Source organism: Rhodococcus sp. JVH1 (genome assembly GCF_000280725.2).
GTDB lineage: Bacteria > Actinomycetota > Actinomycetes > Mycobacteriales > Mycobacteriaceae > Rhodococcus_F > Rhodococcus_F jostii_A.
In genome coordinates this window covers 6,100,157-6,113,149 of the sequence record NZ_CP166289.1, presented here as the reverse complement: position 1 = coordinate 6,113,149, position 12,993 = coordinate 6,100,157, and the positions used below count along the sequence as shown (strand labels likewise).

Genomic DNA, 12,993 nt, shown 5'->3' with positions numbered 1-12,993 from the left:
CCACCATGACCGCAGTGCACCCGATCCCGACCGACGCCCGGAACATCGCGGCGATGACACCCAGCGCGTACGTCACCGCGGACACGCTCCGGGCGGGCGATCCGAAGGAACACGAAATGGTCCACCTGAGCAGCGGCGACGAGAAGTTCACCGTCGGCTCCTGGCGCGCCGAGCCGTATCGCGAGTACATCGAGTCCTACCCGGGCGACGAATACACCCGGGTGCTGGAGGGTTCGGTGACGCTGACAGCGGACGACGGCGTCTCGCACACCTTCGGATCCGGCGACGCATTCACCCTGACCAAGGGGTGGCGCGGCGAGTACCGCGTCGACGAGCCCCTGCTCAAACAGTTCGCCATCTATGTTCCCTGATCCCACACCACCACTTTCGAGCACGAGGGATGACGATGCCTGACCCGACCACACTCGACGACTGGACCCGGCTCGCCGCGACGATCACGCCGCGCCGGGAGCTCTTCATCGACGGCGCGTTCCGTCCCGCCAAGTCCGATGAGACGTTCGACTCGATCAACCCGGCCACCGGTGAGCTGCTCGCACGGGTGGCGGCCGCGGACGCCCCGGACGTCGACGCCGCGGTGCGGTCTGCGCGCGAGGCATTCGACTCGGGCGTCTGGTCGCGGAGCCCGGCGTCGCACCGCAAGCGGGTCCTGCTCCGGCTCGCCGAGCTGATCCTCGAACACCGGCACGAGCTCGCCCTGCTCGACTCTCTCGACATGGGCAAGCTCGTGGTGGAGGCACTGACCGTCGACGTCCCCTCGGCCGCTGATCTTTTCAGGTTCTACGCCGAAGCCCTCGACAAGATCGGCGGGGAGATCGCGCCCACCGATCCCGGGAGTCTCGCGCTCGTCTCCCGCGAACCCCTCGGGGTCGTCGGGGCGGTGGTCCCGTGGAACTTCCCCCTCGACCTCGCGGTGTGGAAGCTGGCGCCTGCCCTCGCCGCGGGCAACAGCGTCGTCCTCAAACCCGCCGAGCAGGCTCCCCTGTCGGTGCTGCGGCTGGCCGAACTCGCCGCCGAGGCGGGCCTGCCCGACGGTGTCCTGGGCGTCGTCCCGGGGTTCGGCGCCACCGCCGGGGCGGCGCTGGGCCTGCATCCCGACGTCGACGTCCTCGCCTTCACCGGCTCGACCGCGACCGGGAAGCGGTTCCTCCGGTATGCGGCGGACTCGAATCTGAAGCAGGTCTGGCTCGAATGCGGAGGCAAAAGCCCCAACCTGGTGTTTGCGGACGCCGATCTCGACGAGGCGGTGGAGAAGGCGGTCTTCGGCGCGTTCTACAACCAGGGCGCGGTGTGCTCGGCCAACTCCCGGTTGCTGGTCGAGGAGTCGGTGGCCGAACAGGTGACCGAGGCCCTCGTCCGCCGGGCGTCGTCGATCCGCCCCGGCAATCCGCTCGATCCCGCCTCCACGCTGGGCGCAATCGTCGACGAGAACCACGCTCGCACCGTCGCGGGGTTCATCGACCGCGCCCGGTCCGAGGGCCGGGTGTTGCTGGGCGGCAACAGAACCACCGTGGACGGCCGGGGATCCTTCGTCGAACCGACGATCTTCGCGGACGTCGCACCCACGGCCGAGGTGGTGACCCGGGAGGTGTTCGGGCCCGTCCTCACCGTCCAGACGTTCACCGACGAGGCCGACGCCGTCCGGATGGGCAACGACAGCACCTACGGCCTGGCGGCCTCGGTGTGGACCGAGAACCTGAACCGGGCGCACCGCGTCTCCGCGGCGCTGCGGGCGGGGACCGTCTCCGTCAACACCGTCGACGCCATCAGCGCGCAGACCCCGTTCGGCGGGTTCAAACAGTCCGGGTTCGGCCGCGACCTCTCCCTGCACGCGACGGACAAGTACACCGGGCTGAAGACGACGTGGATCCGGCTGCGGCAGTGAGCGTCACGACACCGTGCTGATCCCCGACCTCGGCGGGGCGAATGTACCCGTCGGCGCTCCCGAGGCGCCCGCGGGTACGTTCGCCCCGAAACGTGACACCCCACGCGGGCACGTCGAGCCGCCCTGTCCCCCATGTCCTCGCGGCGCTGCTTCCGCGGGGTGGCCGAGAACTCCGTGTACACGGCCCGGGCGTTCCGCGGCGCGGGCGTCGGGACCGCGCTGATGCGGCGGCTCATCGACGAAGCGAACTTCTCGGGCATCTGGACGCTCCAGGCCTCGGTGCTGGCGGTGAACACCGGGTCCATCGCACTGCACCACGCGGTCGGCTACCGGACGGTCGGGGTGCGGCAACGACTCGCACAGATCGACGGCGTCTGGCACGACAGCGTGCTGCTCGAGCGCTGCCGGGAGACCTGACACCGCGACCAACCGGAGCTACCGTGGAGGGATGCTCCCCGTCATCGATTTCGCCGAACTGGACACTCCGGCCGGGCGGGAACGGCTGCGGGAGATCACCCACCACGTGGGGTTCTTCTACCTCGACGGGCACGGCGTGGACCGGGAACTGCTCGATCGGGTGTTCACCGTCGCGCGGGAATTCTTCGCCCTGCCCGACGACTCCAAGCAGTCGATCGCGATGCTGAACAGCCCCCATTTCCGTGGCTACAACCGGGTGGGCGACGAACTGACCAACGGCGAGACCGACTGGCGGGAACAGATCGACATCGGCCCCGAACGGCAACCGATCCCCGGCGCCGACGGCTACCTGAGACTGCAGGGTCCCAATCAATGGCCCGCGGATCTCCCCGACCTCGAGAAGACGATCGAGGCCCTCGACGCCGCGCTCGCCGACGTCGGGATGCGGCTCCTGCGGCACTGGGCCGCGTCACTCGACGCCGATCCGGCGATCTTCGACGACGCCTTCGCGCACGCCCCCGCCACGCTGATCAAGGTCGTCCGCTACCCGGAACGGCCGAGCGCCGACCACACCGGCGAGCAGGGCGTCGGCGCCCACAAGGATTCCGGCGTGCTGACGATGCTGCTCCTCGAACCCGGGTCGTCGGGACTCCAGGTGGAAACTGAGACCGGCGACTGGATCGACGCACCCGCCCGCGCCGGCTCGTTCGTGGTGAACATCGGCGAACTGCTCGAGGTCGCGACCGGCGGGTACCTGAGGGCCACCCGGCACCGGGTGATCACCCCCGCCGGTGCGCCCGAACGACTGTCCGTGCCGTACTTCCTCAATCCCGCCCTCGACGCCACGGTCCCGACCATCGAGCTGCCGCCGCACCTGGCCGAACGTGCCCGCGGCATCGAACTCGATCCGGCGAATCCGCTCTATCGCACGTACGGCGAGAACGCGTGGAAGAGCCGCACCCGCGCGCACCCCGACGTCTACGCCCGCTGGTATCCGGACGAGGCCGAACCGGAGTAAACCCGCGGCGCCACCGGGAGTATTGTTCCCGCAGTGTTGTTCCTGACCTCTCGGCGCTACGTCGACCTCCGCCTGCAGGCGAGCGCAATCTGTCCGCGCTCGCGCTGACGCACCTCTCCACTCAGGACTCTCTCTCGCCGTATCCGCCCCACCGGGCGACGTTCCACGGCCCCATGCGAAAGGCACACCCATGCCCAGTCCCGCGCTGTCCACGCGCGCCGAGACCACCTCTCGACGCCGTCTACCCCAGTGGGCCACATCCTTCGGCCCCCAGATCGTCACCGGTCTCGTCCTCGGCGTCATCCTCGGACTCGTCGCCCGCGCCATGCCCGTCGCCGCCGACGGCAACGAGAACTGGCTCGTCGGAACCGTCCACACCATCGGCTCCAGTTACGTGAAACTCCTTACCGTCGCGGTGATCCCGCTGGTGTTCACGGCCATCGTCAGTTCGATCGCCAACCTGCGTGAGGTGGCCAACGCCGCGCGCCTCGCCGTCCAGACACTGCTGTGGTTCGCGATCACCGCGTTCATCGCCGTCGTCATCGGGATCGTCATCGGACTCGTCATCCAGCCGGGATCCCACACGACCGTCACCGGCGCCGGCAAGGAACCGGCCACCACCGGCTCGTGGTGGGCATTCGTCACCGGCCTCGTGCCCAGCAACTTCCTCGGCCTGAATGCGAAGACCACCCTCACCGAGGGCGCCGCCAGCACGTCGCTGAGTTTCAACGTGCTGCAGTTGCTCGTCGTCGCGGCCGCGATCGGCATCGCCGCACTGAAGGTCGGGGCCAAGGCCGAACCGTTCCTGCAGTTCAACGCGTCACTCCTCGCGATCGTGCAGAAGGTGCTGTGGTGGATCATCCGCCTCGCACCGATCGGGACCGCCGCGCTGATCGCGAACGCCGTCGCCACCTACGGCTGGGACGCCATCGGCTCGCTCGGCTGGTTCACCGCCGCCGTCTACATCGGCCTGGCCATCGTGTTCCTCGTCGTCTACCCCGTCCTGATCCGCGCGCACGGACTGTCGGTGCGCGCCTTCTACTCCGGCGTCTGGCCTGCCACGCAGCTCGGCTTCGTGTCTCGTTCGTCGATCGGTACCCTGCCCCTCACCGAGCGGGTCACCGAACGCAATCTCGGTGTCCCCCGCGAGTACGCGTCGTTCGCCGTGCCGCTCGGGTCGACCACCAAGATGGACGGCTGCGCTGCCATCTATCCCTCGATCGCCGCGATCTTCGTCGCCGAGTTCTACGGTGTGCCTTTGTCGTTCACCGACTACCTGCTGATCATCGTCGTCTCCGTGATCGGATCCGCGGCCACCGCGGGCACCACCGGCGCCACCGTCATGCTGACGCTCACGTTGTCGACGCTGGGACTGCCCCTCGCCGGTGTGGGCCTGCTGCTCGCGGTCGAACCGATCGTCGACATGGGCCGCACCGCGGTCAACGTCACCGGGCAGGCTCTCGTCCCGACGATCGTCGCGAAGCGCGAAGGCATCCTCGACGAAGCCCGCTACAACGCCGAACGGACCGGCGACCCGTTCGAGGACGACGACGCGGTCGCCGCGAAGTAGCGAAACGGTCGACGAGAGCCTTCCCCACGTGGAAGGCTCTCGTCATGGCCGACCTCGACGCGATCAAACGACGGATCGTCATGCAATTCCAGCGGCACGTCGCCAACCCGCTCTCCACGCGACTGTCGAGCCAGACGCTCCTCGAGACCACCGGCCGCGTCAGCGGGCAGCCCCGCGTCACGCCCATCGGCGGCCGGCGCACGGGCACCGAGTTCTGGCTGGTGTCCGAGTTCGGTGAGCGGTCGAACTACATCCGCAACATCCGCGCGAACAATGCCGTTCGGCTGCGGATCCACGGCAGGTGGCACGCCGGCACCGCGACGCTGCTCCCCGATGACGACGCCCGCGCCCGGCTGGCGCAGCTTCCCCGGATGAACAGCGTCGCCGTCCGGGCCGTCGGCACCGACCTGCTGACCGTCCGCATCGACCTCGCCGACTGAGGTCAGGGGGCAAACGCCCACCGAATGGTCACCCGCACCCGCAATAGCGTCGGCATCTGACCAATGCCCGTGCGTCTACGAGCGCGGCCCAGCGTCCTGGCCAGGTGTGATGTTCGCAACTCGGCGTTCGGCTGCACGCTCGTCGCGGATTTGGTACCGCTCGGCGGCTGCGGATCGAGCAGCTTGCAGTAGGGACTTAGCCTCGGCTAATCTGCGATTTCGCGCGGACCTGGAAAAGGTCCGCACCTCAGACAACGACGTCTGCCTCACCGGCGTATCGGTTCGGGGCCGGTTCTCTGCCGTGTTCCTCTCGCCGACGCCACCCGTGCGCCCAGCACGGCCCCATATTCGGCGAGTATCGCGAGGAGACAGTCGGTTGAACACGAGTGCCACCGAGTCCGGCCTGTACGACAGGACGCTCGACAAGAGCAGCTGCGGCGTGGGCTTCATCACCCGCAAGGACGGCATTCAGGCCCATGACGTCCTCATCAGGGGCCATGAGGCCCTGTGTGCTGTTCCTCACCGTGGTGGCATGTCGGCGGAGGGTGTCGGCGACGGCGCCGGTGTCTGCGTCGACCTGTCGGTGCCGTTCTTCCGCACCCTGACCGGTCAGGACGATCTCGAGGCCGGCCGGTTCGGTGTCGGCAACTTCTTCCTCCCCACCGACGTGGCATTCCACGGCGACGCGGAGGCCGTCATCGAGCGGGCTCTCGCCGACCAGGGTTTCCACGTGCTGCTCGAGCGTGACGTGCCCGTCGACGCGACCGTGCTCCGGCCCGCCGCGATCCGGCACCAGCTGCCGATCCGGCAGTGGGTGTTCACCGCGCCCGACGCGTGCGCCGACGAGACCGAGTTCGACCGTCGCATCCACGACGCCCTGCTCGCGATCGAGGCCGTCGCGTACACCCAGCCCGATCTGGCCGGGCTGTACCCGCTGTCGCTGAGCGCCCGCACCCAGGTGCTCAAGGGCCGCCTCAATTCGAACGAGGTGATGCCCTACTTCCAGGACCTCGTCGACCCGGCGCACGCCATCCACACCCTGTACTTCCACACCCGGTTCTCGACGAACACCGACCCGCATCCGACGATGGCGCAGCCGTTCCGTCTGATGGCGCACAACGGCGAGCTCAACACGGACAAGAAGAATCGCCTGTCCGAGACGGCGCTCGCTCGTGCCCGGAACCGGGAGATCGTCCGCCCGCACGGCCAGTCGGACAGTTGCCGCCTCGACCAGACGCTGCAGAGCCGGGTGGTGGAGGACGGTCTCGACCTGGTGACCGCGGTGGTGTCGATGATGCCGCCGGCGTGGGAGAACGACTCCACCCTGTCGCCCGAGGTCCGGGCGATGCTCGAGTACTTCTCGCTGTACGAGGAGAAGAACGACGGCCCGGCCGCGCTGATCTTCGGCGACGGCACCGTCGTCGGCGCCCGGCTCGACCGGCTCGGACTGCGTCCGCTGCGCTCGGTGGAGACGGACGAGTACCTGTGCGTCACGTCCGAGGCCGGGCAGATCGACTTCGACCCCGAGACCGTCCTGCACCGCGGACGCATCGAGGCCGGCGGCATGCTGTACTTCGACCACCGCGAGGGCCGCTCGTACTCCACCGACGAGGCACTCGAGCTGCTCGCCTCCCGGAACGACTACCCGACGCTCGTCGCGGAGGCCCGCCGGACCATCGAGGCGCTGCCCGAGGTCGAGGCCGAGCCGGGACCGCTGCGGTACAACGGCGACCTCGAGCGCACCCAGCGCTACGTCGCGTACTCGCACAACCAGGAAAGCTTCAAATTCATGATGGACCCGATGCTCGCGTCGGGTCAGGAGAAGATCTCCGCGATGGGCTACGGCAACGCCATCAACGCGCTCTCCGATCAGGAAGGCGGGGTGGCCAAGTACTTCTCGCAGCGTTTCGCCCAGGTCACGAACCCTTCGCTCGACAGCATCCGTGAGGCCGACGGCATGACGCTGCGTGTCGCGCTGGGCGCCAAGCCGAACAGCGGGGCGCAGTCTGCGCCGCAGATCGTGGTGCCGTCGCCGATCCTCACCCACATGGACATGCTGCGGATCCGCAAGCAGTCCGAGACCCCGGTGCAGCGTTTCCCGATGCTGTACACCCCCGTCCACGGTGACTCCGCCGCCAACGCGGCTGCGCTCGAGGCCGCGGTCGACGGGCTCTGCGACGAGGTGGAGGCGTTCGCCCGCGAGCAGGGCGGCATCGCGATCGTCACCGACCGTCACGTGGCCACCGACCGCGCCGCGCTGCCGATGATCGTGGCGATCTCCGCTGTCAACCAGCGGCTGATCGAGGAGGGCCTGCGCCTGCGGGTGTCCGTCGTCGCCGAGAGCGGTCAGATCTCGTCGTCGCACCACGTGGCCGCGGCCCTCGGTTTCGGCGCCGCCGCGATCTACCCGCTCGCCGTCCGTCTGCGCGCCGAGGAGAAGTTCGCCGACGAGGCGGATGTGGCGTTCAAGCGGTTCGCGAAGGCCGCCGAGAAGTCGCTGATGAAGACGATGGGCCGGGTCGGCCTGTGCACCGCCGAAAGCTACATCGGCGGCGAGTTCTTCGAACCCAACTACCTCGACACCGACGACCGGGTGCTGCGCCGCTACTTCGCGAACGTGAAGACGCCGGTGGGTGGTGTCGGGTTCGCCGTCATCGCGCAGGCCGTCGCCGACTGGCACCAGCGCGCCCTGACGGTCACCGGGGAGAAGGACGTCCCGCTGCTCGGCCTGTTCAAGGAGCGCGCGGAGGGCGCCGGTCACTCGTACGGCACGGCGGCCGTGCGCGGCTTCGTCGACCTCACCGAGGAGCCCATCTCGTTCGACACGGCGGGCACGCAGGACCACACGGAATCGCTGCGACTGCTGCCGCTGAACCGGCTCGAGGACGCGTTCGGTCTCGACGACGACGCCTACCGCAACGCCGGCTTCCAGAAGCTGACACCCGAGGCGGTCGACCGCTTCGAGATCACCCCCGGCTACCGCGCCTTCGCGCGGACGATGGCCGAGGAGCGCACCCGTCGTCCGGCAGCGCTGCGCGACGTGCTGGATCTGCCTGCCGACGTCACGTTCCTCACCACGGCAGCCGAGTTCCGCAAGCAGATGGGCCGCTTCTCCCGCAAGGGCAACAACAGCTTCGCGGTGCGCGGGCTCGAATCCGAGGCCATCGGCGAGGACCGGTTCCGGCTGCGGCTCACCGGCCCCCACGCGGGCGAGTCCCGTGTGCTCGCGGCGCTCGGCGAATCGCTGGTCATGCGGTTCGGCGACGACCTCCTCGAGCACAGCGTGGACGGCGACGCCCTTGTGGTGCGCACGTCCGGTGAGGCGCTGCGATGTCTGTCGCTACTGCGCACCGCTCCGGCGAGCGTGCCGATCGGTCAGGTGCAGAAGGCCAGCGAGATCACCCCGTTCCTCACGTCCGGCGCCATGAGCCACGGTGCGTTGAACTCCAACGCGCACGAGGCCGTCGCGCACGGCACCAACATGGTCGGCGGTATGTCGAACAGCGGTGAGGGCGGTGAGCACATCTCGCGCTACGGCACCATCCGCGGTTCCCGGATCAAACAGTTCGCGTCCGGCCGCTTCGGTGTGTGGGCGGGCTACCTGGCCGACCCGATGCTCGAGGAACTCGAGATCAAGATCGCGCAGGGCGCCAAGCCCGGCGAGGGCGGGCAGCTGCCCGCACCCAAGGTGACCGTCGAGATCGCGGCAGCGCGCGGCGGCACTCCCGGCGTCGAACTCGTCTCTCCCCCACCGCATCACGACACGTACTCCATCGAGGACCTCGCGCAGCTGATCCACGACTGCAAGGCGGCGCGGGTCCGCGTCATCGTCAAGCTCGTGTCCTCGGAGGGCATCGGCACCATCGCGGTGGGTGTCGCGAAGGCCGGCGCCGACGTCATCAATGTCGCGGGCAACACCGGCGGTACCGGTGCCGCCGCGGTGACCAGCCTCAAGTACGCCGGACGTTCGGCGGAGATCGGTGTCGCCGAGGTCCATCAGGCGTTGTGCGCCAACGGGTTGCGGCAGAAGGTGCTGCTCCGGTGCTCCGGGGCGCACCAGACGGCGAGCGACGTCGTGAAGTCGGCGCTGCTCGGCGCCGACAGCTTCGAGTTCGGTACCACCGCGCTGATGATGCTCAAGTGCGTCATGGCCAAGAACTGCAACATCAAGTGCCCCGCCGGTCTGACCACCAACCCCGAACTGTTCGACGGTGATCCGCGGGCGATGGCGCAGTACCTGCTGAACATCGCGCACGAGACCCGCGAGGTGCTGGCCGAGCTGGGGATGTCCTCGCTGCGCGAGGCCCGGGGCCGCTCCGATCTGCTGCAGCTCCTCGACCACCCGTCGAGCGTCGGCCAGCTCGACCTGCGTGCGATGCTCGCCGTGGTCGAGGAAGTGTCGATCGGCGATCCGGTGTACCTGGAGAAGGACTACACCCTCGACGACGGCTGGCTCGTGCAGCTGCGCGCCGCGCTGGTCGAGCAGGGTAAGGCCATGGTCGAGCTCGGCGACGGGGTGCACCTGAGCAACCGCAACAAGAGCGTCGGCGCCCAGCTGGCGGTCGACATCGAGCGGATGCTGAACCACGAGCTCACCGATGTCGAACTGCCCGCGGTGCTCCGCGACGAGCGCGGCCGCGGCTACCTGCGCGACGGCAGCGTCCGGATCGCCACGTCCGGGTCCGCGGGCCTGTCGTACGGTGCGTTCTGCAACGACGGCATGACCCTCGTCCACACCGGCACCGCCAACGACGGCGTCGGCAAGGGCGCCAACGGCGGCAGCATCGTCGTGCGCTCGCCCGGTGGCGGCTCCGACCGGCACGGCGGCAACGTGCTGATCGGCAACTTCGCACTGTTCGGCGCCACCGGTGGACGCACGTTCGTGGAGGGTCAGGCGGGCGACCGGTTCGCCGTGCGCAATTCGGGTGCCACCGCGGTGGTCGAGGGTGTCGGCGACTTCGCCTGCGAGTACATGACCAACGGCGCCGTCCTCAACCTCGGCAGCTTCGGCAAGGGCGTCGGCAACGGGATGAGCGGTGGCTTCGTCTACCAGTACGACCCCGAGGGCAAGCTGCCCGGCAAGGCCAGCGCGGACTCGATCCTGCTCGGTTCCATCACCGGCGACGACGAGCACGCGGCGCTGCACCGTCAGGCGGTGCACGTGCTCCTCGGGTGGCACCTCGAGGCCACCGGCTCCGCCAAGGCGGCCTGGTTGCTCGAGAACTGGGAGACCGAACAGCACCACTTCGTGTACGGCATGCCGCGCGCACTGCTGCAGTACCAGGACAGCGACGAGATCCTGAAGGCCAAGCCCCGCAAGGAGCTCGCCGACGAACTCGCCGCCGCACTGGTCGCGCACCAGGTGCGCAAGTTCAAGCTGGACTACCGGGACGGTCACGCGGTGCTGGACGGCGCCGTGCCCGGCTACGGCGAGGCCGACACCGAAGCCATGTTCGCGCTGCTGAACAACTACACCGTGCTGAACGCGGCGCAGGAGATGGCGCTGTCCAAGCTGCCGGGTGTCGCGGATCCGTCCGATCCGGCGGTCGACAAGGCCGTCCGCAACCTGCTGCTCACCGAGGACTTCTTCCTCACGCAGCGGTTGCAGCGGTACGCGCGGGAAGCGTTGAAGGACTACAGCGACGAGGACCTGGCCGTGATGGTGGCGGCCAAGCGTCTCGCCGACTACAAGGATGCGCTGCGCCGCCGCAACGTCCGGTCCATCGACGCCCCCGGCACGTACGGCTGGATCCTGCACCAGGACGCCAAGAACGTCGACAAGATCGGCCGGCTGCCCGGTTTCGAGGAGTTGTTCGCGCAGCACGCTCTCCCCGATCTCATCCCCACGAGAGACGTGGTCCCCTCATGAAGATGCCCTACATCCCCCAGGACGCCCCGTTCAGCGAGGACCAGCGCGTGTGGCTCACCGGCTTCCTCGCCGGCATGAGCTCGCGCCTCGTCGTCGGCGGCTCCGACGCGCCCGCCGCGGCGGCCGGTGGGCAGTTGCCCGCCATGCACGTGCTGTACGGCAGCCAGACCGGGAACGCCGAGGGTGTCGCGGAAGACGCTGCGGCCGCGGCCCGTTCGCAGGGCTTCGCGCCGGTCGTGAGCGCGCTCGACGACGTCGACACGGACGCCCTCGCCGCCATGCAACGCGTCCTGGTCGTCACCTCCACCTACGGTGAGGGTGAGATGCCCGACAACGCCGAACTGTTCTGGCAGGCGCTGGCCGCGGAGACCGCGCCGCGACTGGAGAACACCGACTTCGCCGTCCTCGCGCTCGGCGACACCGGCTACGACGGGTACTGCCAGGCCGGCAAGATGATCGACACCAGGCTCGAGCAGCTCGGTGCCCGCCGCGTCACTCCGCGCGTCGACTGCGACGTCGACTACGAGGACACTGCCGCCGCGTGGGTCGCCGACACCCTCCCCCTGTTCGCGGCCGTCGAGGGCATTCGCGGCGAGTCCCCCGTCGCCGATGTCGCCGAGCCCGAGACGAAGCCGGCCCGGAAGCGGTCGCTGTGGAACCGCAAGAACCCCTACAGTTCCACGCTCTCCGTGAACCGGCGGCTGTCGAGCGACACGTCCGCGAAGGAGATCCGGCACTACGAGTTCGCGCTCGCCGACAGCGGTCTCGAGTACGAGGCCGGTGACGCGCTCGGTGTGATGCCGATCAACGATCCCGCGCTCGTCGACGCTCTGGTGTCCCGGCTGGGCATCCCGGCGGACGCCGCCGTCACCGGGAAGGAGCGGCCGTTCAGCGACCTCCTGCTGCACGGGTACGAGATCTCCACGCCGAGCCACGAATTCATCGACGAGATCGAGAAGCGGGCGGGCGACGAAGAACTGAGCCACGTGCTGCGGCACGGCGACAAGGAAGCCCTCGACGCCTGGTTGTGGGGCAAGGACGTGCTCGACCTGCTGCTCCTCGAACCGTCGGTGACCCTGACCGCGGACGAGTTCGTCGGGCTGCTGAAGCCGTTGCAGCACAGGGCGTATTCCATCTCGTCCAGCCCGCTCGCCAACCCCGGCAGCGTGCACCTGACCGTCGCCAGCGTCCGCCACAGCTCGGCCGGACGCGACCGCGGCGGCGTGTGCTCCACGTTCCTCGCCGATCGGATCGCCGAGGGCGGCAGCGGCGGAATCTTCGTGTCGAAGAACAAGTCGTTCCGCGTCCCCGCGAACGACGACGCACCGATGATCATGGTCGGCCCCGGCACCGGCATCGCGCCGTTCCGCGCGTTCCTGCAGGAACGGCAGGCGCGGGGCGCGTCGGGACGCAACTGGCTGTTCTTCGGCGACCAGCACCGCGCGTCGGACTACATCTACGAGGACGAGATCGGCGCGATGAGCGACAGCGGTCTCCTCACCCGACTCGACCTCGCCTTCTCCCGCGACCAGGCGGAGAAGATCTACGTGCAGAACCGGATGGTCGAGAACGGCGCGGAGTTGTTCGCCTGGCTCGAGGACGGCGGCCACTTCTACGTCTGTGGCGACGCCACCCGGATGGCGAAGGACGTCGACCGGGCCCTGCACGAGGTCATCGCCACCCATGGCACCCTTTCCACCGAGCAGGCCGCCGACTACGTGACCAAGCTCAAGAAGGAAAAGCGCTACCTGCGCGACGTGTACTGACCACGTCGGC

General features: G+C 68.9%; 8 protein-coding genes. All 8 read left to right on the top strand.

Annotated features, from left to right (window positions below; all coding sequences use genetic code 11):
* Positions 1-5 precede the first annotated feature (5 nt).
* Positions 6-371, top strand: a complete 366-nt coding sequence (locus tag JVH1_RS28385; RefSeq protein WP_009474483.1) for a cupin domain-containing protein — start codon at positions 6-8, stop codon at positions 369-371.
* Positions 372-406: 35 nt separating this feature from the next.
* Entirely contained in the window at positions 407-1,903 is a 1,497-nt protein-coding gene (locus JVH1_RS28380) for an aldehyde dehydrogenase (protein WP_009474484.1), read from the top strand.
* Positions 1,904-2,035: 132 nt separating this feature from the next.
* On the top strand, positions 2,036-2,320 hold the full coding sequence (locus JVH1_RS28375; protein WP_051033662.1) for a GNAT family N-acetyltransferase: 285 nt from the start codon (positions 2,036-2,038) through the stop codon (positions 2,318-2,320).
* A gap of 31 nt (positions 2,321-2,351) precedes the next feature.
* Positions 2,352-3,338 (top strand): isopenicillin N synthase family oxygenase, encoded by a 987-nt coding sequence (locus JVH1_RS28370; RefSeq protein WP_009474486.1) that lies wholly within the window; start codon positions 2,352-2,354, stop codon positions 3,336-3,338.
* 190 nt (positions 3,339-3,528) lie between these two features.
* On the top strand, positions 3,529-4,908 hold the full coding sequence (locus JVH1_RS28365; RefSeq protein ID WP_009474487.1) for a dicarboxylate/amino acid:cation symporter: 1,380 nt from the start codon (positions 3,529-3,531) through the stop codon (positions 4,906-4,908).
* 44 nt (positions 4,909-4,952) lie between these two features.
* A complete protein-coding gene (locus tag JVH1_RS28360; RefSeq protein WP_009474488.1) occupies positions 4,953-5,348 on the top strand; it encodes a nitroreductase/quinone reductase family protein in 396 nt (131 codons plus the stop codon).
* A 376-nt stretch (positions 5,349-5,724) separates the two neighbouring features.
* Positions 5,725-11,217: a glutamate synthase-related protein gene (locus JVH1_RS28355; RefSeq protein WP_043778628.1), complete on the top strand. Its 5,493-nt coding sequence runs from the start codon at positions 5,725-5,727 to the stop codon at positions 11,215-11,217.
* Positions 11,214-12,983, top strand: a complete 1,770-nt coding sequence (locus tag JVH1_RS28350) for a sulfite reductase subunit alpha (protein ID WP_009474491.1) — start codon at positions 11,214-11,216, stop codon at positions 12,981-12,983. The genes JVH1_RS28355 and JVH1_RS28350 overlap by 4 nt, the downstream gene beginning before the upstream one ends.
* The last annotated feature ends 10 nt before the right edge of the window (positions 12,984-12,993 follow it).